Genomic DNA, 23,559 nt, shown 5'->3' with positions numbered 1-23,559 from the left:
TTCTGACGGTTTACCGGGTAAAGCTGGTGAGGATGGCAAGTCCATCACTATCACCGGAGACCGATTAGACGAGTCAGGCAACCGCGTCCTTACGTTTTCGGACGGCAAATCCATTACGATTCCTAAAGGTCCTAAGGGCGATCCGGGAGCACCGGGAGGTGGCGGGCAAAGCCTTTACGACTTGGCAATCAATAGATCATTGTTTGCCGGGGATGTTGATGAGTTCATCAAGCAGATTCTTTTATTCCCAATGGGAATCAAAGATATGCAAGTAGGCAAAGTGGTGCGCTCAACGCTTGAGGTTGTAGAGGGGACGGGTAATGCTCGGGTTTGGCGGGTGCCTTTTGTTAGAGCCTTCAGTGAGCCACCAGCGGTGTTAATGATTGAAAATTCTACGGTATATCACGGCGGTAGTTTCCTCGTGTATAAAGTCACGGAGCGAGATTTTCTCATTCGGAGTAACTACCCCGCTGGTGATGGGATGAGTATTTATTATTTGGCCTTCGTACCAAGAAATTGATTTTTTTAAAAAAGGAGATTTTATGATTAACATAAAAAATACATCAACGGTTGCCGTGAGTGCGCCATCGATTCATCATTCTGAGCAAGCAAGTTACAAACAAGCTTCTTATTTTGATTTAGTAAAAATGAGTGAGGTGAAAATGAAGAACAAGCTAACCCTTGAAGACATTCAATCCGTGATTGTTAAGGCAGAGTATCATCGCTTAACAGACAAACTGACCACCTGCGTGCTGACACTACAAAACGGTTATACCGTAACTGGTGAAAGTGCTTGTATTGATGCGACTAACTATGTGCAGGAAATCGGTGAAAAAATTGCGTATGAGAATGCGATGAATAAAGTCTGGCAGCTTGAAGGCTATTTGCTACAACAAAAAATTTTTGAGGCACGCCAAGGGGGAACAATGACTTAAAAGAATATAGCGACAAGGGCGTGCAGGAACACTAACCCTTGTCAGCTCAACGCAGAGTGAGTGCATTGAACGGCTGCTATACCCCGTAAGCACACGAGGCGGTTGCAGATTAGCATAAATTTCACTTGTGGGAAGTTTCAATGCAACAAAAACAGTTCAGATGCCGATGTTGTAACAAATTATTGGCGAAAGGTTCAGCAATGCATTTACAAATCAAGTGCGTACGCTGCAAAACAATCAATCAATTTTAATGTTTGCGAGTACCAGAGCACCTTGAGTGTCCGAGTTCCAAGGAGTAACAAATATGGCACGCAAACCATTCAAACAAGCACCGCTCCCTTTTGTTGGGCAGAAGCGAATGTTTCTAAAACAGTTTACATAAATTCTCAATCAACATATCACTGGTGATGGAGAAGGTTGGACCATTGTTGATGTCTTCGGAGGAAGCGGTCTACTTGCCTATACAGCCAAACAAATTAAACCCAATGCACAGGTAATATACAATGATTTTGATAACTATACAGAGCGGTTACAACATATCCCTGACATAAATCGATTGCGTCAGCAACTAGCTGTTGTACTATCTGATAGCCCCAAAGGAAAACGACTAACCAAGTCAAAGAAATTACAAGTTATTGAAACTATTCAAGCCTTTAATGGATATAAAGATCCCCATATCTTATGCTCTTGGCTCTTATTCAGCGGTCAACAAATTCGCACCTTGAAGGAGCTTTATACAAAAGACTTGTGGAACTGTATCCGCCAAACTGATTATCCAAGTGCGAACAGCTATCTTGACGGGTTGAAAATAACACATGAATCGTTTCACAAGCTACTTCCTCAGTTTTCAGGTAAGAAGAAGGTTCTGCTCATTCTTGATCCACCATATCTATGCACAAGACAAGATAGCTACAAGCAGGCAACCTACTTTGACTTGATTGATTTCTTACGTCTAATCAATCTAACCAAACCACCTTATATCTTTTTTAGCTCTACTAAGTCCGAATTTATTCGATTCATTGAATATATGATTGAAGATAGAAAAGATAACTGGCAAGCATTTGATGGGGCGAACAGAATCACCGTAAATGCATCTGCAAGTTATAGTGGAAAGTATGAGGATAATTTAGTTTATAAATTTTAGGAAAGGGAAAGCGAGAAAATGTAATACTGTTTCAAATATAGCAACAAAAAGCCAATACATTTATCTCGCTTTTTTACGTGCGGTTATCTCGCGCGGCTTTATTATTTGTGGGGGCATTTTGTTATACCAAACATGATGATAAGTTGGATCATTCACTCTGCCGGCGCGAGCGTCCCGCTCGTGCCGTGGGTTGCATCCCGTTGGAATGCGACAAGCGGTGCGTTTTAGGGGAAAATTTGCAAAATTTTTTATAAATTGCACCGCTTGTAAAATGTATTTAATTATTTTTGCGTAATTCCTTCAACAGCGGAATAAACAACGCCTTCTGCGAAGCACTCAATTCTTGCCAATGGCGGTCTAACTCCATTTCATCATTATTCCAACCAAACTCTTCCATACAATCCGCAAAAAAGTAGCTAATTGGAGTTTTTAAAAACGTCGCAATCGCAACCAAATGAGCTATATTGATTTTATTTGTTCCACGTTCGTAGCGGGAAAGTTGTGGCTGAGTTAAATTCACATATTCCGATAATTTTTCTGCCGTAAAGCCTAATTCTCTTCGCTTCTTCTGAATACGCTGCCCTATTAATTTATCTATTTCAGAAGCCATTGGCTGAGCCATATCTACCTCAAAGGATTTATTCATTTATGGCATATTTTTAGGAAATTATTGCCTTGATTGAATAACGCACAAAGCATATAATAACTTCAATTATGCTTTATACGCATAATTAAAAAGGAGAACGTACGCTAATTGAATATAGGTAAAAAATATATGCATAAACAACTTATCCAATTATCTGCTTTAACAGGCATTTTGATATTACTAACAGGGTGTGTAATGGAGCCGAAGCCATTTATTCCAAAGGTATTAGATGACAATGCAAGAGGAATAACTACAGTAAACTCCCCTCCATATGGCTGTAAATTCTTAGGCGAAATAGAAGGGCATGATGGCGCTCCGCCTAAACCATTTCAGCAAGATGCTTCAACAATGTCTGCAGCTCGTAAAGGCGCATTAAATGATGTACGTAATCAAGCTGTTGATGTCACGGGGAGCAGAATCGTTTTGAGTATTGCTAGAGAGCAAGCAATATGTTTTGATGGATCCGATTGTTCCCATCTCAAAAATCAAGATATTTTTGTATCAAGCTATGTAGTGACTGCTCAAATTTTTGAATGTGGTGATAAAGATAAATAATGAATTCGGTATGATATGGCTTTGAACAAAATTTCTTTAGCCGTACAAGACAGCTCATGTAAACGATATTTGGGTTGTACCGGCTTCTGGGTTAAATTATTTTTGTAGTGCGATAGCCACATAATATTAAATAAGTTAATACAGCATGGAAAATTGCAACAAGCGGTCAGATTTATAAAAAAGTTTGCAAACCTTTCAACAGATACACTAACGTTTAAGTCAATGTAGGAGAGCTTAAACATCATCTCTCCTCTTTTTGCAAAATATCGACTCAATCTGACCGCTTGTCTGCTCGCCCTTTGACGGTAAGTCAATTCACATTTCTCCCCCGCAGGCGGGGGGGAGGGGGCAGAGTGAAATTAGGGGTGTTGGGTAGGTGCCGTTTGTTCGGTTAGCGCGTGCCGAATACCACAATGGTTTTGCCGTGGGCGGAAATTAAGCCGTCGTCTTCCAACATTTTTAATATTCTGCCGACGGTTTCACGGGAGCAACCGACCATTTGACCGATTTCTTGGCGGGTGATTTTGATCTGCATGCCTTGCGGGTGGGTCATGGCATCCGGCATTTTTGCCAAATTCATTAAGGTTTGCGCGATGCGTCCGGTTACGTCTAAAAACGCCAAGTTACTGACCTGGCGGGATGTCATGCGTAAACGGCGTGCCATTTGAGCGGACAAGTACATCAAAATATCCGGATTTAAATGCACAAGCTGTTTGAATTTTTTATAGGAGATTTCGGCAATCTCACAGTTTCCTTTTGTTCTGACCCATGCCGTGCGCGGTTGGATTTTTTCTTCAAACAGGCTGATTTCACCGACAAATTCGCCTTGCCCTAAATTGGTTAATAACATTTCTTTGCCTTCATCGTCTTTGATGAACACAGAGACGGAACCATTAATGATGTAAAAGAGCGATTCCGCATCCTCTCCGGCATGAATCAGCGTATATTTCGCCGGGTAGCGATGAATATGACAGTGAGTGAGGAACCATTCTACCGCCGGGTCATGAATAGATGGCGGTGGACTTACGTCTTCTAATTGTGCCGTTGAGATTGATACATCTTGCATAATAGCCTCGATAATGCTTAATAAAACGTCGGAATTCTAACACGGATTTACTTGTTCCCTAAGAAAGATTTTTTGTCTTTAATATCAATACTTTCGTGTAGTTCCGACCAAACAATCACGACCTTATCCGCTTGAAGTTGAGCCAGTAAACGCGCTCTTTTTTCCGCCAAGGTCAATTCTTTTTCACCGTAATCCGTGCCTTCCCGTAAAATAAACGAGTCGAGCAGGTTATTAAGGGTACTTTCTTCCAGTGTTTGCCAAGGAATAATCATGTGTTGCCTAATAAAACAGCGGTTTAATCAATGCCCATTGTTTTTCAAAATGTAAGTGTTGATTAAAACTGAAATTGGAACGCACCAAGCGTAAAAACTGCCCTTCACAAAAATTCACCAAATAGCCAGCAATCACGCGCTCATCGGCAAATGCTTTGCCTTCGCGCAGTTTGCGCATTTGTAAAATATTGGCAAATTGCAGTTCTAAACCGTCAAAGAATTTTGATACGCGGACTTTCAAAATATCGTCTTCAAACATCAGTGCATGACCGGTCAGAATACGGGTGACGCCCGGGTTTTTTTGGGCAAAATCCAAGACGGTTTGGAGAATGGATTTGACGGCGGATTCCGTGTCCGGTTTACGTTTGCTGGCGTTGATATAACTGGTTAAGGTCATTTCAATCCGCTCAATCAACGCTTCAAACATTTTGGTTTTACTCGGGAAATAGCGGTACAACGCCCCTTCCGAAACCCCGACGGCGGCGGCTAAACGTTCCGTGGTAATACGTTGCATTCCGTCTTCCGAATTCAACAGCCCGATTAAAACCTCCAAAACTTGTTGTTGGCGTTCTTTCACCGATTTTTTCGGCATTTTTACGATAGGTTTACTCATGGCGATTCCTATTGTTTTCCTGAATGCCCGAAACCGCCTGCACCACGGTTTGTGGCGGTAAACTCTTCAACAAGATTAAAATGTGCTTGCACGACAGGGACAAAAACCAGCTGTGCAATGCGATCGCCGATCTCAACGGTAAACGGTTTATCACTTCTGTTCCACAACGATACCATTAACGGACCTTGATAATCTGAGTCGATTAATCCGACCAAATTCCCTAATACAATCCCGTTTTTATGCCCAAGTCCGGAACGCGGTAGAATCACGGCAGCTAAATTCGGATCGGCAATATAAACCGAAATCCCCGTTGGAATTAACACTGTCTGCCCAGCTTCTACGGTTAAAGGTTGCTCAATCAATGCACGTAAATCTAACCCTGCTGAACCTGTTGTTGCATAGGTTGGCAAAGGAAATTCTGTGCCGATACGTTTATCTAAAATTTTTAAGTCGATTTGTTTCATTATTCTTCCTTTTACAAATTTCCAACTAAAGCTGACCGCTTGTTACCAAGATTTCACAAGGCAACCAACCGATTTCTTTGCCTTTACTCACTAATGCCCATTGATAATGAAGCTCCAGTAATTCAACAATATCTCCTTTCACTACCGCCAATTCCGTTGGGTTGTAATCGGTCACTAAATGATTCGCTCGGACAAAATGTTCAGGCACATAAGTGTGATAGCCCTCAATTTCACAAGCATACCAATTCGGATATTTCCGACAAGGTGTAAGCGCTTTGATTTCAGAGCCTTTCACAAAAGTAGGAAAAATACCTTCTTCAATGGTATAAGATGTAGTGACCTGTAGTTTCATATTCGTTCCTTAGAGATGGCGGTAATGTTCTACAATCTCATCCACCAGCTTTTCCGCCAATTTCCCTTTCTCTGCAAGCGGTAAGATCTTTTCACCATTTTGCCAAAAGAGATGAAGGGTATTTTGATCTTGTCCGAACACCTGTCCGCCGGATACGTCATTGGCACAGATTAAATCTAAATTTTTACGTTGTAGCTTATCTTTTGCATAGTCAGCCACATTTTGCGTTTCGGCGGCAAAGCCGACTACAAAGGGGCGGTTTTCGTTTAAGTGTGCCACAGTGGCGATAATATCGGGGTTTTTTACCAGTTTTAAAGTCAGTTCATCACTATCGCCGGTTTTCTTGATTTTTTGCTCCGCAATCTGTTCGACACGATAATCCGCCACCGCCGCACAGCCGATAAAAATCGCATTTTTTTGTGCCAAACCGACCGCTTGTTCCGCCATTTGTTGTGCCGAAATTACATCAATGCGGGTCACGTTTGGCGGCGTAGCCAAGTTGACCGGACCGGCGATCAAGGTCACTGTAGCTCCCCGTTTGGCGAAAGCCTCCGCTATCGCAAAGCCCATTTTACCCGAGCTGTGATTGCTGATATAACGTACCGGATCGATCGCTTCACGGGTCGGGCCGGCGGTGATCACCACGCTGAGATCGATAAGATCTTGTGAGGAGTTGAAATGATCTTCTATTGCGTGGAAGATCTCGACCGGCTCGGACATTCTGCCTTTACCTATATCACCGCAAGCTTGGAAGCCGGCGTTAGGTCCAATCATTAAAACACCTTGTTCGGCTAAAATTTGCAAATTGTCTTGTACAACAGACCGCTTGTACATCTGCTGATTCATTGCCGGTGCCAGTAAAATCGGCGAAGCCGTTGCAAGGCAAATGGTGGACAGTAAATCGTTGCCCATGCCGATACGCAGCCGGGCGATAAAGTCTGCCGTTGCCGGGGCAATGACCACCAAATCCGCCCACTTCGCCAGTTCAATATGCCCCATTGCCAATTCGGCTTGCGGATCGAGTAAGGAGGTGGATACGGCATTGCCTGAAATCGCTTGCAGTGTTAGCGGTGTGACAAAGGCTTCTGCTGCAGGGGTCATTGCTACACGCACCTCTGCGCCTGCCGTTTTCAGCAAGCGAATCAGTTCAATCGTTTTATAAGCCGCAATGCCGCCGGTAATGCCGATGAGGATTTTTTTGTCGGTTAACACGTTAAATCTCCCGTATCTTTTCCACGCAGGAAATTTGAATCATCAAATTCGGCTATTCTACGCAAATAGGCACTCACTCACAACGCCCTATTTTTGTGAACATCGTCGAAAAAACGGGAAAAGCCTTTTGCGTCAAGCGTTAGAGATTTTTTATGCTTAATCATCCCATGGATTAAGTGAGCAAAAAATATGAAATTGACGTCAGCCGAGTTGATGCCGAGAGAAAAATTATTACAGTTTGGGGCGGAGGCATTAAGCGATACCGAGTTATTGGCGATCTTTTTACGAACGGGGATCAAAGGATTGCCGGTCATGGAGCTGTCCGAAAATGTTTTAGCGGTTTTCGGTTCTTTACGAGGTTTGTTATCAGCGAAACTGGAAGATTTTTGTCAAATCAAAGGGTTGGGACAAACCCAATATATCCAACTGCAAGCAACAAAAGAGATGACCAAACGTTACCTTTCCCAACAAATGCAAGCAAATGAAACCATTGATCAACCTTATTTGGCGGTGATGTACTTTCAATCGGAGTTGGAATCTTGGGAAAGAGAAGTGTTTATGGTGATCTTTTTGGATAATCAAAATCGTGTGATTAAAACCGAAAAAATGTTCTACGGTACGATTAACCAAGCCTCCGTTCACCCGCGCGAAGTGATCAAAGAAGCCTTAAAATGTAATGCGGCGGCGATCTTGGTGGCTCATAACCATCCTTCGGGCAATTGCACGCCGAGTGAGGCGGATCGCTATTTAACAAGAAAGATCGAAATGGCGTGCGATTTGGTGGATATTCGCTTTGTCGATCACATTATCGTCGGTAAAGGTGATTATTTTTCATTCGAAGAAGAAAAGTTTGAACAGGAAAATAGCGAATTTTCCCCTTGTTTAGATGAATTAAAGTCAGTATAATCCGCAGTCTTTAAAATAGTCTATGGGTCGGGTGTATGTACCTGACGAGGTCGTCGGATGGAGTTGAGCCTTTCCGATCACCCGAACCATTTAGCTTAAGCTTAAGTAATATCGGAGAATTTCAAATGTCTAGAGTCTGTCAAGTAACAGGCAAGCGTCCGGCTGTTGGTAACAACCGTTCGCACGCAATGAATGCGACTAAACGTCGTTTTCTTCCAAATCTTCAAACTCACCGTTTCTGGGTTGAGAGCGAAAACCGTTTCGTAACTTTACGTTTAACCGCGAAAGGTATGCGTATTATTGATAAAAAAGGCATCGATGCAGTATTAGCTGAAATCCGTGCTCGTGGCGAAAAAATCTAAGGAGCTAACAAATGGCAGCTAAAGGTAATCGCGAAAAGATCAAATTAGTTTCTACCGCTGAAACTGGTCACTTCTACACCACAACGAAAAACAAACGTAATATGCCGGAAAAAATGGAAATCAAAAAATTTGATCCGGTTGTGCGTAAACACGTTGTTTATAAAGAAGCAAAAATCAAATAATTTGCTTTTGACGCTAAAACCCGGTAAATGCCGGGTTTTTTTATTTTCTTTTTTTATGTAAAGAGGCTTCCCTTTCTGAAAAAAAGGGGTAGTATGTGCCGTCCTTAAATATAGCTCTATGTTTAAGTCGTTGTTTCCAACCTATCCCTGTCCTTTGGGGAACGAATAGGGCAAAAACAAAAAAGCTGAAACGCTTTTTTTAATAAGTAGCGAGTCAAATGCCCCATGGCATCTTATCTCTCAGGATGAGAAAGCTTAGGCTTCCCGCAAGGCACCCGACTTATTTTTTTAACCTCTTATAGAAGGTCTATTTTCAAATGACAACAACTCCTGTAACTCCGATCAATCAAGCAACCAATGACTACTATTTAACCCGTCAAAATGAGATGGAATCCAATGTGCGTAGCTATCCGCGTAAATTACCGCTTGCGATTGCGAAAGCACAAGGTTGCTGGGTCACTGATGTTGAAGGTAACGAATATTTAGATTGCTTGGCCGGTGCAGGTACTTTAGCACTCGGACACAATCACCCTGCCGTTATTCAGGCTATTCAGGATGTATTAGCAAGTGGCTTACCGCTTCATACCCTTGATTTAACTACGCCGTTAAAAGATGCTTTTACCGAAGAACTACTCTCTTTCTTCCCGAAAGGTGAATACCGTTTACAATTCTGTGGTCCTTCTGGTGCGGACGGCACAGAAGCAGCAATCAAATTAGCGAAAACCTATACAGGTCGTGGTAATGTAATTGCATTCTCTGGTGGCTATCACGGTATGACCCACGGTTCACTCTCAATGACAGGTAACCTTAACGCGAAAAATGCCGTGCAAAACTTAATGGCAGGCGTACAGTTTATGCCATATCCGCACGAATACCGTTGCCCGTTGGGTATCGGTGGTGAAGCAGGTGTTGATGCCTTAACCTATTATTTTGAGAACTTTATCGAAGACGTTGAAAGCGGTGTGGTAAAACCGGCTGCCGTTATTCTTGAAGCAATTCAAGGTGAAGGCGGTGTGGTGACCGCACCAGTGAAATGGTTGCAAAAAATCCGTGAAGTAACGAAAAAACACGGGATTGTGTTGATTTTAGATGAAGTCCAAGCAGGGTTCTGTCGTTCAGGTAAAATGTTTGCCTTTGAACACGCAGGTATTGAGCCGGATGTTGTTGTGATGTCAAAAGCAGTAGGTGGTAGCTTACCGCTTGCTGTGCTTGCGATCAAAAAAGAGTTTGACGCTTGGCAACCAGCAGGACACACAGGTACATTCCGTGGCAACCAATTAGCAATGGCAACAGGTTATGCGTCACTTAAAATTATGCGTGAGCAAAATCTGGCGAAAAACGCAGAAGAGCGTGGTGCATTCTTAAAAGCAGAATTGCAAAAACTAGCACAACAATATCCGTGTATCGGTAACGTTCGTGGTAAAGGTTTGATGATGGGGATCGAAATTGTTGATGAGCGTCAGCCACAAGATCGTATCGGTTCTTACCCGGCTGACGGCGGACTTGCTGCGGAAATCCAAAAAGCCTGCTTTAAAAACAAATTATTGTTAGAGCGTGGCGGTCGTGGCGGTAACGTTGTGCGTATCCTTTGCCCATTAATCATCACTCAAGCAGAATGTGAAGAGATGATTAAACGTTTCAGTAAATCGGTTGCCGATGCATTGAACGCAGTGCGTGGATAACAATTAAAATCAAATTTAACAAAATCTGATTTTTTATGTAGGGGCGGGGTTTATCCCCGCCCGATATGTATCAACGGGTGGGGATAAACCCCACCCCTACGAAAATATGAGATATAAAATGGCTGATATTTCAAAACACAAACAAGCCCTATTCTGCAATGACACTCAATCCATTGCAGACTACCAAAGCTCAATGGAAACTGCCGTACAAGCGGTGAGTAACTGGCTACAAAATGAAAAAATGTACACGGGCGGTAGCATTAAACAGCTACGCTCAGAAATTGCCTTTACCCCATCAAAAGAAGGCTTAGGCGTTGCTAAATCCCTAGATCGCTTAATTGAATTATTCCTCAACAAAAGTTTAAAAGTACACCACCCACACTCTTTGGCTCACTTACATTGTCCAACAATGGTCACCAGCCAAATCGCCGAAGTATTAATCAATGCCACCAATCAATCAATGGACTCTTGGGATCAAAGCCCAGCAGGCTCATTAATGGAAGTACAACTCATCGAGTGGTTGCGTGAAAAAGTAGGCTACGGCAAAGGACAAGCGGGTGTTTTCACCTCTGGCGGTACGCAATCTAACCTAATGGGCGTATTACTTGCTCGTGATGCGTGCATTGCAAAACACTGGAAAAATGCCGACGGTACAGAATGGTCGGTGCAACGTGACGGTATTCCACCTGATGCAATGCAAAAAGTAAAAGTGGTTTGCTCAGAAAACGCACACTTCTCTGTGCAAAAAAATATGGCAATGATGGGAATGGGGTTCCAATCTGTTGTAACTGTACCGTGCAATGAAAATGCTCAAATGGACACCAATGTGTTGGAAGCGACCTTAGCCAAACTTTATTTAGAAGGCAAAGTTGTGGCTTGCGTTGTGGCAACAGCAGGCACAACGGACGCAGGGGCGATCGATCCACTCAAAGCCATTCGTGCGATTACCAACAAATTCGGTGTTTGGTTACACGTTGATGCGGCGTGGGGCGGTGCATTACTGCTATCCAATGAATATCGCCACTTCCTAGACGGTATCGAACTCACCGACTCAATCACCCTTGATTTCCACAAACACTTCTTCCAAAGTATCTCTTGTGGGGCGTTTTTATTAAAAGATGAAAACGAATACCGCTACATCGACTACAAAGCGGATTATCTCAACTCAGAGTACGATGAAGAACACGGCGTGCCAAACTTAGTGGCGAAATCACTACAAACCACCCGTCGTTTTGACGCATTAAAATTATGGTTTACCGTAGAAGCCCTTGGTGAAAATCTCTATGGTTCGATGATTGATCACGGCGTAAAATTGACCCGTGCCGTTGCAGACTACATCAAAGCGACCGATGGTTTAGAGCTATTAGTTGAACCTCAATTCGCTTCCGTGTTGTTCCGTGTTGTACCGCAAGGCTACCCGGCAGAGTTTGTCGATACCTTGAACCAAAATGTCGCAGACGAACTCTTTGCCCGTGGCGAAGCGAATATCGGCGTCACCAAAGTGAACAACGTACAATCACTAAAAATGACCACCTTAAGCCCGATTGCGACCTTAGAAAACGTTCAGGCTTTATTAGCTCAAGTCTTGAGTGAAGCAGAGCGTATCAAAGATGCGATTGCGAAAGGTGAATATACGCCGGCGATTGATTAATTCGGCTGAATTTACGGTTTACAAGCGGTCGGATTTGCGAAAAATTTTGCAAATCTTACCGCTTTTTGCATTAAAACATTGATTTATTCCCGATATTTGGATTTAATGCTTCCCCGATTTTGATTTTAAAATTTAGATAGCATAAGAGGCATATTATGGCAGAAAGTTTTAGCGTAACCCGTCGCTTTTTTGACGATAAAAATTACCCGCGCGGTTTCTCTCGTCACGGCGATTACACCATTCGTGAATCGCAAACGTTAGAACAGTTTGGTCAAGCATGTTCGGCGTTAGAAAACGGTGAACGTAAAGCGACAACGGCGGAAGAAAAACATTTCGTCGCCGTGGTAAAAGGCGAAAAAGAAGCGGAAACTTTCTTGGAAAAAACCTGGTTGAAATACCGTACGCTGACCAGCAAAACCAAACGTATTTATACGCTTTCGGGAGATGTCAGTGCGGATCTCGGCAGTAGTGACGATAGCGAATAATCAATCCGTTAATCCCCTCTCAGAGGGGAATTTCTTTTTGAACCACCATCGATTTCCATGACGTTACCCATCAATCAATACCCGGATTTACTTGCAAAAAAAGCCGATCGCTTGAGAGCGTTACTTGCGCCGTTTTTCACGCCTGAGCTTGAGGTATTTGCGTCAGAAACGAGTCATTTCCGTCTGCGGGCGGAATTTCGTGTTTGGCATGACAATGGCGATCTCTATCACATTATGTTCGATCCGACGAGTAAACAGCGTTATCGGGTCGATCAGTTTCCGATCGCCGCTCAATTGATAAACCGTATGATGACGGTGCTGTTGGCGGAAATTAAAGGTAATGAAGCGCTCACCCGTAAGCTGTTCCAAATCGATTATTTAAGTACGCTCAGCGGTCAGATTGCGGTGTCGATGTTGTATCATAAACCGCTGACGGACGAGTGGATTGAGCAAGCCGAACGGCTCAAACAGCGTTTAACCGGCTATGGTTTTGATGTTCGGCTAATCGGTCGCGCCGCCAAACAGAAAATCGCCTTAGATTGCGATTATGTCGAAGAAGTGTTGACGGTCGACGGCAAAGCCTATCATTATCATCAAACGGAAAACAGTTTCACCCAACCGAACGGCAAAATGAACATCAAGATGTTGGAATGGGCGAGAAGTTGCACGGCAAACAGCCGCGGTGATTTGTTGGAACTTTATTGCGGCAACGGTAACTTTTCGATTGCATTGGCAAGTCAGTTCCGCAAGGTGCTGGCGACGGAAATTTCAAAATCCTCCGTGGAATCGGCACAATATAATATTGAGGTGAACGGTGTGCAGAATGTGCAGATTATCCGTATGTCGGCGGAGGAGTTTACCGAAGCGATGAACGGCGTGCGTGAATTCTACCGTTTGCGCGGCATTGACTTAAAACAGTACGATTGTAATACGATTTTGGTCGATCCGCCGCGAGCGGGGCTGGATCAAGCGACCCTTGATATGGTGCAAGGTTACGAACGGATTCTCTATATCTCCTGTAATCCGCATACTTTAGCGGATAATTTGCGACAGTTAAGCCGTACACACCGCATTGCGCGGTGTGCGCTGTTTGATCAATTCCCCTATACCGATCATATCGAAAGCGGCGTGTGGTTGATTCGTAAAGTATAGATGACGAAAAATAGAGCATTTAGTACGTTTAGACTATTTTGTGCTTGACCGTATTCCCGCTTACCGATATTATTTCGCTCGTTTTCAATTGCGGAGGAATGGCAGAGCGGTTGAATGCACCGGTCTTGAAAACCGGCGAGGGTTAACGCCCTCCGTGAGTTCGAATCTCACTTCCTCCGCCACTTTATTCAGAACCTGTTGACAGCAATGCCAGCAGGTTTTCTCTCTCAAGCGTCGTTAAAAATGTGATAGCTTTCAACCCGGAGGAATGGCAGAGCGGTTGAATGCACCGGTCTTGAAAACCGGCGAGGGTTAACGCCCTCCGTGAGTTCGAATCTCACTTCCTCCGCCACTGTTTCTTACTTTTACTCAGCTTACAAGCGGTCAGATCCGTTGACTATTTTGCAAATTTTTGGGGAAAACCGACCGCTTGATCGGTTTTTTATGGAAATTATGGGATATGGCGGGCGAGTTGCTGTCTGACAATCTCAAACAAACACACGCCTGTCGCTACGGATACATTCAGTGACGATACCGAGCCTGCCATTGGAATACTCACCAGTTGATCACAATGTTCACGAGTAAGACGACGCATTCCGTCCCCTTCTGCTCCCATCACTAACGCAATCGATCCGGTTAATTTCACCTGATATAGACTTTCTGTCGCTTCGCCAGCTGTGCCGACGATCCAAATATTACGTTCTTGTAACTCACGCATAGTACGAGCAAGATTGGTTACGCGAATAAGTGGCACGGTTTCCGCTGCACCGCAAGCCACTTTGCGAGCCGTTGATGTTAGTTGTGCCGATTTATCTTTTGGCACAATCACCGCATCAACCCCTGCAGCATCGGCAGTACGCAAACAAGCTCCTAAGTTATGGGGATCGGTCACACCGTCTAAGATCAATAAGAACGGATTCGCTTTATTATCTAAGATTTGGTCAAGATCGCTTTCATTCAGCTCTTTGGCCGGAATGACTTTGGCAATAATTCCTTGATGCACTTCGCCTTGCGCTTTGTTATCCAGAGCTTGACGATTGACTTGTTGAACTCGAATACCCAAACGTTGCAGTTCGTTGAGTAATGGGGTTAATCGTTTATCTTCACGACCTTTTAGTACAAACACTTCGATTAATCGTTCGGGTGCGACATCTAAAAAGGATTTAACGGCGTGAATACCGTAGATTTGTTCGCTCATAATAGTATTTTGTTAAATTAGACTTTGATTGTTTTCTCTCACTTCGTGTTTTAAGGCTGCCAAATCTCCCCTAACCCCTCTTTGCTAAAGAGGGGAATTAAATCGAAGAAAATTATTCATTCATTTGACAAATTAATATCGTTTTGAAGTTCTTCGATATTTAAATTTCCTATGAAACAGTCCCCCTCTTTAGCAAAGAGGGGTTAGGGGAGATTTGGCAGAATAAATTCACGAAGAAAATAATTTTAATGCTCTCTCGTTTTAAAGAACTCCACATCCGGATAACGCTCTTGAGCCAAGTTGAGATTTACCATTGTTGGAGCGATATAGGTTAAGTTATCGCCACCGTCTAAGGCTAAATTCTGCTCGTTTTTGCGTTTAAATTCTTCAAACTTCTTCGCATCTTTGCATTCCACCCAACGGGCTGTCGCCACATTGACGGTTTCATAGATCGCTTCGACGTTATATTCGGTTTTCAGGCGTGAAACCACCACATCAAACTGAAGTACACCGACTGCACCGACGATTAAGTCGTTATTCATCAACGGACGGAACACTTGCACCGCACCTTCTTCCGATAGTTGTACCAAACCTTTAAGCAACTGTTTCTGCTTCAGCGGATCTTTTAAGCGGATACGGCGGAACAATTCAGGGGCGAAGTTCGGGATACCGGTAAACTTCAAGTTTTCCCCTTGGGTAAAGGTATCGCCGATTTGGATCGTGCCGTGATTGTGTAAGCCGATAATATCGCCTGCATAGGCTTCTTCAGCGTGGGAGCGGTCGCCAGCCATAAAGGTTAAGGCATCTGAAATGATCACATCTTTGCCGATACGAACGTGCTTGAGCTTCATGCCTTTTTCATATTTGCCCGATACCACACGCATAAAGGCAACACGGTCGCGGTGTTTTGGGTCCATATTTGCTTGGATCTTGAACACAAAGCCGCTGAATTTTTCTTCGCTTGCTTCCACTTTGCGTAAATCAGCTTCACGGGCTTGCGGCGCTGGTGCCCATTCGGTTAAGCCGTCTAGGAAGTGATCGACCCCAAAGTTACCTAATGCCGTACCGAAGAAAACAGGGGTTAATTCGCCGTTTAAGAAAGCGTCCAGTTCAAATTCGTGGCTTGCCCCTTGTACAAGCTCTAATTCATCACGCAGTTGCTGAGCCAAATCATCGCCTACGGCTTGGTCTAACTCGGGGTTATTTAGCCCTTTGACGATACGCACTTCCTGAATAGTATGCCCTTGCCCTGTTTGGTAGAGATAGGTTTCGTCTTTATAGAGATGATACACCCCTTTGAACAACTTACCGCAACCAATCGGCCACGTGATCGGCGCACAGTTGATCTTCAACACGTTCTCGACTTCGTCTAACAGTTCCATCGGATCACGAATATCACGGTCGAGCTTGTTCATAAAGGTCAAAATCGGCGTATCACGCAAGCGGGTGACTTCCATCAATTTAATGGTACGTTCTTCAACCCCTTTGGCACTGTCGATCACCATCAAACAGCTGTCCACCGCCGTTAAGGTGCGATAGGTATCTTCCGAGAAGTCTTCGTGTCCTGGGGTGTCAAGGAGGTTCACCAAGCAATCATTGTAAGGGAACTGCATTACGGAGGTGGTAATCGAAATCCCACGTTGCTTTTCCATTTCCATCCAGTCGGATTTGGCGTGAGCTTGTGAGCCTTTGCCTTTTACCGAACCTGCGGTTTGAATGGCGTTTCCGTAAAGTAACACTTTTTCGGTGATGGTGGTTTTACCGGCATCGGGGTGAGAAATAATCGCAAAGGTTCTGCGTTTATTCACTTCTTGAGGGTAGTTATTTAATGACATTCTATTCTCGTTTTCTGTTTCAAAAATGGCGGGTATTTTCCCCGAAAATACGGGTTATCACAACTATGAAAACCGATTTATACGGGGATTTGCAAAATATTTCACGAAACTGACCGCTTGTTGTGAAAGCGAGTGAAAGAGCGTTATCGAGAAGCGCACCAAAACGGATTTTATGAAGCAAAATAATGTGATCTTTTACGCATTTTGAAGCATTACTTCTTTTTTATTCAACGGAACTGTGTAACTATAGGCGCAACCATGAGACAAAATTCGTGTTTTCGTCTCGGAAAACACGTATAATCATGCAGATTTTTTTATTTTATTTATTCTAAGAGGTAACACTATGGGTGGTATTAGTATTTGGCAACTGCTGATTGTCGTGGCAATTATCGTTTTATTGTTCGGTACGAAAAAATTGCGTACCCTCGGTTCGGATTTGGGGGAATCGGTGAAAGGTTTCAAAAAAGCGATGAGCGACGATAAACCGAAAGATGCCGAATTTGAAAAAGTAGAACAAAAGCAAGCGGAATCGGGCGAACAAAAAGCAAAAGACAAAGAGCAGGCATAATCCGTGTTTGATATTGGTTTTTCCGAATTAGTCCTCGTGTTTATCGTGGGCTTGGTGGTGTTAGGGCCGAAACGCTTGCCGATCGCCATTCGTACGGTGATGGGCTGGGTTCGTACTATTCGAGGATTGGCGGCAAACGTACAAAACGAATTGGCGCAAGAGCTGAAATTGCAGGAATTGCAGGAAAGTATCAAAAAAGCCGAAGCGTTGAACTTAAGCAAACTTTCACCGGAATTAAGTAAAACCGTGGAAGAACTCAAACAATCGGCGCAAAAAATGCAAGCGGATTTGACCTCGGCCAAAAGTGATATTCAGCACCTTACGGAAGAACAAGTTGCCGAAATTCAAAACAAAATAGAGCAGGAAAGCCAAACGTTAGCGTCGGGAAATTTGCAAAATTCCGAGTCAAACGCACCGCTTGTTGATGTAGAAACGACAGAACCTCAACTTTCGGAGGCTGAAATCGCTGAACTTGCCGAAGCAGATGAAGAAAAACTGATGGCATACTATCCGCCTGACGATGATCTTGCTTCTGTTGACCCTCAACCAAAACAGGATAAACAGAATGTCAGTTGAAGAGTCTCAACCCCTTATCACGCATTTGGTCGAATTGCGTAACCGTTTGTTGAAAGCCGTGATTTGTGTTTTGGTGGTTTTTTGTGCGTTGGTCTATTGGGCAAACGATATTTATACCTTATTGGCATCACCGTTAACGGAGCGTTTGCCGTCCGGTGCCACTATGATTGCGACCAATGTCGTCACACCGTTTTTTACGCCGATTAAATTAACGGCAGTGGTTGCCGTATTTTTGTCCGTTCCCTATATTCTTTATCAAATATGGGCGTTTGTCGCGCCGGCGTTGTATAAAAGCGAAAAGCGTTTGGTGTATCCGTTATTGATCTCCAGTACGTTGCTATTTTATTTAGGGGTATTTTTTGCCTATTACATCGTCTTTCCGCTGATATTCGGTTTCCTGACGACAACAGCACCGCAAGGCGTGGTGATGGCGACGGACATTAACAGCTACTTGGATTTCGTACTGACCATTTTCTTGGCGTTCGGTGTGTGCTTTGAAGTGCCGGTTGCGATTATTCTGCTTTGTTGGGCAGGCGTGACGACGCCGGACGATCTCCGCGCCAAACGTCCTTACATTATTGTGGCGGCGTTTATTATCGGCATGTTGCTGACACCGCCGGATGTGTTCTCGCAAACCTTGTTGGCGGTGCCGATGTGCTTGTTATTCGAGGTCGGCGTGATTGTGTCTCGATTCTACACACCGAAAGACGATGAAAACGAATCGGAAACACGAACATAACGCATAGCATACCCTGTCAACCCGCTTACAAGCGGGTTGATTATTTACATATTTTGCAAAATAGGAATTGAATATGACCCAATATCTTTTATCACCTTTTCCGACACGACGCATGCGTCGTTTACGTAAACATGATTTCAGCCGTCGTTTGGTGGCGGAAAATACATTAACGGCGGCGGATCTGATTTATCCGGTCTTTGTCATTGAAGGGGAAAATCAGCGGATTGCCGTACCGTCGATGCCCGGTGTCGAACGTTTAACCCTTGATCAACTATTGATCGATGCGGCGCTGTTAGTTAAATACGGCGTACCGGCGATCGCCCTGTTTCCGGTGGTCGGCGACGCGAAAAAATCGCTGACGGCGGAAGAAGCGTATAATCCGAACGGATTAGCACAACGCGCGGTGCGGGCGTTGAAACAAGCTTTCGGTGACAAACTTGGAGTGATTACCGATGTGGCGTTGGATCCGTTCACCACTCACGGACAAGACGGCATCATTGATGATGAGGGGTATGTGGTCAATGATATTACTACCGACGTGTTGGTTAAACAGGCATTATCGCATGCCCAAGCCGGTGCGGATATCGTTGCACCGAGCGATATGATGGACGGACGTATCGGCGCCATTCGCACCGCCTTGGAAGCCAACGGCTTTATTCATACGCAAATCATGGCGTATTCGGCAAAATATGCTTCGAATTATTACGGTCCGTTCCGTGATGCCGTCGGTTCTGCGGGCAATCTCAAAGGCGGAAATAAGAAAACCTACCAACTCGATCCGGCGAACGGTGACGAAGGGTTGCAGGAAGTGGCTCTCGATATTCAAGAGGGCGCGGACATGGTGATGGTGAAGCCGGGTATGCCTTATTTGGATTTGGTTTATCGGGTGAAAGAAACCTTCAGTGTGCCGACGTTTGCTTACCAAGTATCGGGCGAATATGCCATGCATATGGCGGCGATTCAAAACGGCTGGCTGAAAGAGAAAGAGTGCATTATGGAATCACTGCTTTGCTTTAAACGTGCCGGCGCCGACGGTATTCTGACCTATTTTGCCAAACAAGTTGCCGAATGGCTTTATGCGGAGCGCCACGCCGATTAGCCTACAAGCGGTGTGATATTGTAAAATTTTTGCAACATCACACCGCTTGTATTGTGTAGAATCAGAAAAAGCCCGGCTTTTTCTTGACGATTCGGTGCGAAATCTGTACCATTCGCCCGTTTTTTTACTTGAGGATACGCATTTTGGACAGTCACAGTCGATACTTATCAGTTTTAGTTTAACCTTACTTGTCCGCCCGTCTCTTTTGGTTGCCGACAAGTTTCGGTAACCCCTGTCAGTATCTTATTCTTTGTTCATTTTTGTTCATCGCCTCATACCATTGTTTAGGAGTATGACATGATCAGAGCTTTTTCGTTAAATAACGATCGCTTAATCAGTGTGGATGAAACGATTCAAGACCAATTAAATGACGCCATCTGGATTGATTTGGTCGATCCGACCGATGAAGAACGTACCGTATTGGAACATCGTTTAGACCAAACGTTGGCCGAAGAGCATGAATTGGAAGATTTGGAAGCCTCGGCGCGTTTTTTTGAAGATGAAGACGGCTTGCACCTGCATTCTTTCTTTTATTGTTTGGACGATGACGATTATGCCGACATTGCCACCGTCGGTTTTACCATTCGTGACGGACGCTTGTTTACGCTGCGGGATCGGGATTTACCGGCGTTTCGTTTGTATCGCATGCGTTCGCGTCGGGCAAAATTGATTGACGGTAATGCTTACGAATTGTTGTTGGATTTGTTTGAAACCAAAATCGAGCAACTTGCCGATGTCATTGAAAATATCTACGCTGATTTGGAAAAACTCAGCCGGGTTGTGTTGAGCGGTCAGGAAGAGCAACACAAAGGTACGCATAATTTCGATGATGCGTTGTCCGACTTAACCGAATTGGAAGATGCCAGTTCAAAAGTCCGTTTATGTTTGATGGATACTCAACGGGCGCTGAGTTTTTTACTGCGTAAAACCCGCTTGCCGAATAATCAGCTGGAACAAGCGCGCGATATTATGCGCGATATTGAGTCGCTTCAGCCGCATAATGAATCGCTGTTCCAAAAAGTCAATTTCCTCATGCAGGCGGCGATGGGTTTTATCAATATCGAGCAGAACCGCATTATGAAATTTTTCTCGGTCGTATCGGTGATGTTCTTACCGGCAACACTGGTTGCCTCGACGTACGGGATGAACTTTGAGGTGATGCCGGAATTGAAATTTGAATACGGCTATCCGATGGCGATCGGTTTAATGATTTGTGCCGCCGCTACGCCGTATATTTATTTTAAACGCAAAGGTTGGTTGTAAATCACAGCCAATAAAAAAGCACCGCAAGGTGCTTTTTTATTGGCGTTAAGCGTAATACATTTCAAATTCTACCGGGTGCGGTGTCATATTCAAACGTTCCACTTCTTTACGGCGGATTGTAATGTAAGCCTCGATAAACTCTTTACTGAATACGCCGCCTTGGGTTAAGAATTCATAATCTTTTTCCAAGTTATCCAACGCTTCTTCTAATGAACTTGAAACCGCCGGGATATCTTTTAACTCTTCAGGCGGTAGGTCATAGAGGTTTTTATCCATCGCATCGCCCGGGTGGATTTTATTGATCACACCGTCTAAGCCCGCCATTAATAAGGCGGCGAAACATAAATACGGGTTGGCGAGCGGATCCGGGAAGCGCGCTTCAACACGGGTGGCTTTCGGACTGGTTACCGCAGGAATGCGGATGGATGCAGAGCGGTTACTTGCCGAATAGGCTAACAAGACCGGTGCTTCAAAACCCGGCACCAAACGTTTATAGGAGTTTGTGCTTGGGTTGGTAAAGGCGTTTAAGGCTTTGGCATGTTTGATGATACCGCCGATATAATAAAGTGCGGTTTCCGATAAGCCGGCGTATTTATCGCCCATAAACACGTTTTTTCCGTCTTTGCTTAACGACATGTTACAGTGCATACCCGAGCCGTTATCGCCGGCGAATGGTTTCGGCATAAAGCAGGCGGTTTTGCCGTGCTCAAGCGCTACGTTTTGTACTACATATTTGTAAATTTGGGTCTCGTCGGCTTTTAAGGTTAAACTATTGAATTTCGTAGCGATTTCGTTTTGTCCGGCGGTGGCGACTTCATGGTGGTGCGCTTCAATGACCAGGCCCATTTCTTCTAAAATTAAGCACATTTCAGAGCGGATGTCGTGTGCGGTGTCAATCGGCGCAACGGCGCAGTAACCGCCTTTTTTCAACGGACGATAGGCGGTATTGCCGTCTTCGTATTTGCGGTTGGTATTCCACGCCGCTTCAATGTCATCGATATGGTAGGAAACATTATTCATTTCGGTGCTGAAACGTACGTCGTCAAATAAGAAAAACTCCGGTTCAGGACCAAACATCACGCTGTCCGCAATGCCGGTGGATTTCAGATAGTTTTCGGCACGAATGGCAATCGAGCGTGGATCGCGATCATAGCTTTGCATGGTGTTCGGGTCGAAGATACTGCAGCGGAGGGTGAGGGTCGGGATACGGGCGAAGGGGTCTACAACGGCGGTTTCGGGGATGGGCATTAACAGCATATCGGCTTTATTAATTGCCCGCCAACCTTCGACGGAGGAGCCGTCGAACATTTTGCCGTCTTCGAATAAATCTTCCAAATCATCGGCGACAAGAGAGACCGGTAGTGACACACCGTGTTCTTTGCCTTTAATATCGGTAAATTTTAACAAGACGAATTTGATATCGTTATCACGAATCAGCTTTGCCACATTGGCGATCGCATTGGTGTTTGACATAAATAGGATCCTTGAATCAGAAATAAGATGCACTTTCGCAATACCTATTTGCGAAACAAGAAAGATACTTGATTTCCGAAAAATGAAATATAGCCGATGGGAAAATTTACATAAATTTGCCAAAATCACGCAAATATTTCAAACAAGCGGTCGGTTTAGGCGATTATTTTACCAAATGCATTGCCCGAAGCTTAATAACCCTTTGCTTTAAAATTCGGTAAAAAATCGTGGCAATCTAACCGCTTGACGGTAGTTTCAATCGAACCGTCCGGTAATAAAAGGAGTTCGCGCCAGCCGGGCGGCACATCGTCTAAGGTAAATTCATTATGGTTCGGTTTAAACTGAATGCAGGTAGAGGGCGTGGCCAAGATGCGATAGTCGTACCACATACGATCCACTTCCTGATGAATATGCCCGTGTAAAACGGCTTTGACATGCTTAAAGCGGGTCAGTACTTTCGCCAATTCATGCGTATTCGATAAGCTGTGCTGATCCAACCAAGCGGAGTTGGTCGGTAACACATTATGGTGAAAGACAATGAGTGCGTAACGATCGGGATGTGCGGATAATGCCGAATAGAGAAACGTCAATTGCGCATAGCTGAGCGCACCGCGTGGCACGCCGTAAACTTGCGTGTCCAATAAAATCAGCTGCCATTTTTCACCGGCGAGAATCTGTTTGGCGGGTTGAATTTGCGAATACATCGCCAAGGCATTACGCATTTGCGGTTGAATGTCATGGTTTCCTTCTACCCAAAAGATCGGCTTTTGCAGCGGTTTCACCATTTGAGCGAAACGATGATACGCTTCCCGATTATGATCTTGGACTAAATCGCCGGTTGCGAGCACAATATCATAATTGAAATCCGTTTGACCGATAGCATCCAGTACGGCTTGAAAGCTCTGTGTGGTATTGATGCCGAGCAATTGACCGCCGTCTGAGGCAAATAAATGCGGATCGGTAATGTGGAGAATCCGAACGGTAGACGTTTCAGGGGTTAATGTATAAGCTTCTTCCATAGATGTTGCTCAGAAAAATTGTAAAACGGATGATACTCTACCGATTTAGTCAATATTGTCAGCAAGCAAAATGAAAAAATGCGGAGTACTCCACATTTTTATGCGAAATT

General features: G+C 44.3%; 29 protein-coding genes and 2 tRNA genes. 19 read left to right on the top strand and 12 right to left on the bottom strand.

The genetic code is table 11. The annotated features are described in order from the left end of the window. From ACEYKX_RS04230 to ACEYKX_RS04215, 4 genes are all read left to right on the top strand, one after another. A partial coding sequence (locus tag ACEYKX_RS04230; protein WP_373767238.1) for a hypothetical protein occupies positions 1-520 on the top strand: 520 nt, incomplete at its 5' end. Between the two features lie 142 nt (positions 521-662). Next, positions 663-935 carry a Gp49 family protein gene (locus ACEYKX_RS04225; protein ID WP_373767242.1) on the top strand — a complete coding sequence of 91 codons (273 nt, stop codon included), beginning with the start codon at positions 663-665 and terminating at the stop codon, positions 933-935. A gap of 140 nt (positions 936-1,075) precedes the next feature. Continuing rightward, positions 1,076-1,186, top strand: coding sequence for a Com family DNA-binding transcriptional regulator (locus tag ACEYKX_RS04220; RefSeq protein ID WP_373767237.1), 111 nt, complete (start codon positions 1,076-1,078; stop codon positions 1,184-1,186). A gap of 131 nt (positions 1,187-1,317) precedes the next feature. Next, positions 1,318-2,079 carry a hypothetical protein gene (locus ACEYKX_RS04215; protein WP_373767241.1) on the top strand — a complete coding sequence of 254 codons (762 nt, stop codon included), beginning with the start codon at positions 1,318-1,320 and terminating at the stop codon, positions 2,077-2,079. Positions 2,080-2,356: 277 nt separating this feature from the next. On the opposite strand, the gene ACEYKX_RS04210 is transcribed toward ACEYKX_RS04215, so the two are convergent. Further along, positions 2,357-2,701, bottom strand: a complete 345-nt coding sequence (locus tag ACEYKX_RS04210) for a helix-turn-helix domain-containing protein (protein ID WP_373780527.1) — start codon at positions 2,699-2,701, stop codon at positions 2,357-2,359. Positions 2,702-2,854: 153 nt separating this feature from the next. On the opposite strand from ACEYKX_RS04210, the gene ACEYKX_RS04205 reads away from it, so the two are divergent. Then, entirely contained in the window at positions 2,855-3,280 is a 426-nt protein-coding gene (locus tag ACEYKX_RS04205; RefSeq protein WP_373767235.1) for a hypothetical protein, read from the top strand. A 391-nt stretch (positions 3,281-3,671) separates the two neighbouring features. Here the strand turns inward: ACEYKX_RS04205 and crp are convergent, their stop codons facing one another. From crp to coaBC, 6 genes are read right to left on the bottom strand one after another with little or no spacing between them, the layout of a single operon-like run. Next, the gene (gene crp / locus ACEYKX_RS04200) at positions 3,672-4,346 is read right to left on the bottom strand and encodes a cAMP-activated global transcriptional regulator CRP (protein ID WP_373767234.1); all 675 of its coding nucleotides are present in this window, start codon (positions 4,344-4,346) and stop codon (positions 3,672-3,674) included. Positions 4,347-4,393: 47 nt separating this feature from the next. Further along, on the bottom strand, positions 4,394-4,618 hold the full coding sequence (locus tag ACEYKX_RS04195) for a YheU family protein (protein ID WP_373767233.1): 225 nt from the start codon (positions 4,616-4,618) through the stop codon (positions 4,394-4,396). Positions 4,619-4,625: 7 nt separating this feature from the next. Then, the gene (gene slmA, locus ACEYKX_RS04190) at positions 4,626-5,231 is read right to left on the bottom strand and encodes a nucleoid occlusion factor SlmA (RefSeq protein ID WP_373767232.1); all 606 of its coding nucleotides are present in this window, start codon (positions 5,229-5,231) and stop codon (positions 4,626-4,628) included. Positions 5,232-5,239: 8 nt separating this feature from the next. Then, entirely contained in the window at positions 5,240-5,695 is a 456-nt protein-coding gene (dut, locus tag ACEYKX_RS04185; RefSeq protein ID WP_373767231.1) for a dUTP diphosphatase, read from the bottom strand. A gap of 25 nt (positions 5,696-5,720) precedes the next feature. After that, positions 5,721-6,047: a hypothetical protein gene (locus ACEYKX_RS04180; protein ID WP_373767230.1), complete on the bottom strand. Its 327-nt coding sequence runs from the start codon at positions 6,045-6,047 to the stop codon at positions 5,721-5,723. A gap of 9 nt (positions 6,048-6,056) precedes the next feature. Continuing rightward, positions 6,057-7,259 carry a bifunctional phosphopantothenoylcysteine decarboxylase/phosphopantothenate--cysteine ligase CoaBC gene (coaBC, locus tag ACEYKX_RS04175; RefSeq protein WP_373767229.1) on the bottom strand — a complete coding sequence of 401 codons (1,203 nt, stop codon included), beginning with the start codon at positions 7,257-7,259 and terminating at the stop codon, positions 6,057-6,059. A 189-nt stretch (positions 7,260-7,448) separates the two neighbouring features. Here coaBC and radC point away from each other — a divergent pair, with 189 nt between their 5' ends. From radC to ACEYKX_RS04130, 9 genes are all read left to right on the top strand, one after another. Beyond that, positions 7,449-8,165 (top strand): DNA repair protein RadC, encoded by a 717-nt coding sequence (gene radC, locus ACEYKX_RS04170; RefSeq protein ID WP_373767228.1) that lies wholly within the window; start codon positions 7,449-7,451, stop codon positions 8,163-8,165. Positions 8,166-8,290: 125 nt separating this feature from the next. Then, positions 8,291-8,527 carry a 50S ribosomal protein L28 gene (gene rpmB, locus ACEYKX_RS04165; RefSeq protein WP_373767227.1) on the top strand — a complete coding sequence of 79 codons (237 nt, stop codon included), beginning with the start codon at positions 8,291-8,293 and terminating at the stop codon, positions 8,525-8,527. An 11-nt stretch (positions 8,528-8,538) separates the two neighbouring features. Next, positions 8,539-8,709 (top strand): 50S ribosomal protein L33, encoded by a 171-nt coding sequence (rpmG, locus tag ACEYKX_RS04160; RefSeq protein WP_005624479.1) that lies wholly within the window; start codon positions 8,539-8,541, stop codon positions 8,707-8,709. 317 nt (positions 8,710-9,026) lie between these two features. Next, positions 9,027-10,391 (top strand): diaminobutyrate--2-oxoglutarate transaminase, encoded by a 1,365-nt coding sequence (locus tag ACEYKX_RS04155; RefSeq protein WP_373767226.1) that lies wholly within the window; start codon positions 9,027-9,029, stop codon positions 10,389-10,391. Positions 10,392-10,509: 118 nt separating this feature from the next. Next, complete coding sequence (locus tag ACEYKX_RS04150) at positions 10,510-12,042, top strand: aspartate aminotransferase family protein (RefSeq protein WP_373767225.1); 1,533 nt, start codon at positions 10,510-10,512, stop codon at positions 12,040-12,042. A gap of 155 nt (positions 12,043-12,197) precedes the next feature. Then, on the top strand, positions 12,198-12,527 hold the full coding sequence (locus ACEYKX_RS04145; RefSeq protein WP_373767224.1) for a DUF413 domain-containing protein: 330 nt from the start codon (positions 12,198-12,200) through the stop codon (positions 12,525-12,527). A 57-nt stretch (positions 12,528-12,584) separates the two neighbouring features. Continuing rightward, positions 12,585-13,679: a tRNA (uridine(54)-C5)-methyltransferase TrmA gene (gene trmA, locus ACEYKX_RS04140; RefSeq protein ID WP_373767223.1), complete on the top strand. Its 1,095-nt coding sequence runs from the start codon at positions 12,585-12,587 to the stop codon at positions 13,677-13,679. A gap of 92 nt (positions 13,680-13,771) precedes the next feature. Further along, positions 13,772-13,861 (top strand) — tRNA-Ser (locus ACEYKX_RS04135). A gap of 80 nt (positions 13,862-13,941) precedes the next feature. Continuing rightward, a tRNA-Ser gene (locus ACEYKX_RS04130) sits at positions 13,942-14,031 on the top strand. 99 nt (positions 14,032-14,130) lie between these two features. Here ACEYKX_RS04130 and rlmB read toward each other — a convergent pair. Together rlmB and prfC are read right to left on the bottom strand one after the other, a co-directional pair. Then, positions 14,131-14,877: a 23S rRNA (guanosine(2251)-2'-O)-methyltransferase RlmB gene (gene rlmB, locus ACEYKX_RS04125; protein ID WP_373767222.1), complete on the bottom strand. Its 747-nt coding sequence runs from the start codon at positions 14,875-14,877 to the stop codon at positions 14,131-14,133. A 245-nt stretch (positions 14,878-15,122) separates the two neighbouring features. Next, entirely contained in the window at positions 15,123-16,712 is a 1,590-nt protein-coding gene (gene prfC, locus ACEYKX_RS04120) for a peptide chain release factor 3 (protein WP_373767221.1), read from the bottom strand. A 343-nt stretch (positions 16,713-17,055) separates the two neighbouring features. On the opposite strand from prfC, the gene tatA reads away from it, so the two are divergent. From tatA to hemB, 4 genes are all read left to right on the top strand, one after another. Further along, positions 17,056-17,280 carry a Sec-independent protein translocase subunit TatA gene (gene tatA, locus ACEYKX_RS04115; RefSeq protein ID WP_373767220.1) on the top strand — a complete coding sequence of 75 codons (225 nt, stop codon included), beginning with the start codon at positions 17,056-17,058 and terminating at the stop codon, positions 17,278-17,280. 3 nt (positions 17,281-17,283) lie between these two features. Next, positions 17,284-17,856 (top strand): Sec-independent protein translocase protein TatB, encoded by a 573-nt coding sequence (gene tatB / locus ACEYKX_RS04110; RefSeq protein WP_373767219.1) that lies wholly within the window; start codon positions 17,284-17,286, stop codon positions 17,854-17,856. Further along, a complete protein-coding gene (gene tatC, locus ACEYKX_RS04105) occupies positions 17,846-18,595 on the top strand; it encodes a twin-arginine translocase subunit TatC (protein ID WP_373767218.1) in 750 nt (249 codons plus the stop codon). Before tatB ends, tatC begins: the two co-directional genes overlap by 11 nt. A gap of 73 nt (positions 18,596-18,668) precedes the next feature. Beyond that, a complete protein-coding gene (gene hemB, locus ACEYKX_RS04100) occupies positions 18,669-19,694 on the top strand; it encodes a porphobilinogen synthase (protein ID WP_373767217.1) in 1,026 nt (341 codons plus the stop codon). Here hemB and ACEYKX_RS04095 read toward each other — a convergent pair. After that, positions 19,691-19,849, bottom strand: coding sequence for a hypothetical protein (locus tag ACEYKX_RS04095; protein ID WP_373767216.1), 159 nt, complete (start codon positions 19,847-19,849; stop codon positions 19,691-19,693). The genes hemB and ACEYKX_RS04095 overlap by 4 nt on opposite strands. Before the next feature lie 142 nt (positions 19,850-19,991). Here ACEYKX_RS04095 and corA point away from each other — a divergent pair, with 142 nt between their 5' ends. Next, a complete protein-coding gene (corA, locus tag ACEYKX_RS04090) occupies positions 19,992-20,957 on the top strand; it encodes a magnesium/cobalt transporter CorA (RefSeq protein WP_373767215.1) in 966 nt (321 codons plus the stop codon). A 45-nt stretch (positions 20,958-21,002) separates the two neighbouring features. On the opposite strand, the gene glnA is transcribed toward corA, so the two are convergent. Further along, positions 21,003-22,430 (bottom strand): type I glutamate--ammonia ligase, encoded by a 1,428-nt coding sequence (gene glnA / locus ACEYKX_RS04085; RefSeq protein ID WP_373767214.1) that lies wholly within the window; start codon positions 22,428-22,430, stop codon positions 21,003-21,005. 191 nt (positions 22,431-22,621) lie between these two features. Further along, positions 22,622-23,449 (bottom strand): 3',5'-cyclic-AMP phosphodiesterase, encoded by an 828-nt coding sequence (gene cpdA / locus ACEYKX_RS04080; protein ID WP_373767213.1) that lies wholly within the window; start codon positions 23,447-23,449, stop codon positions 22,622-22,624. Positions 23,450-23,559: the final 110 nt, after the last annotated feature.

It is taken from the genome of Glaesserella sp. (assembly GCF_041817755.1).
GTDB lineage: Bacteria > Pseudomonadota > Gammaproteobacteria > Enterobacterales > Pasteurellaceae > Glaesserella.
Note: the sequence above shows the minus strand (reverse complement) of the source record. Positions and strands in the feature narration are given on the sequence as shown.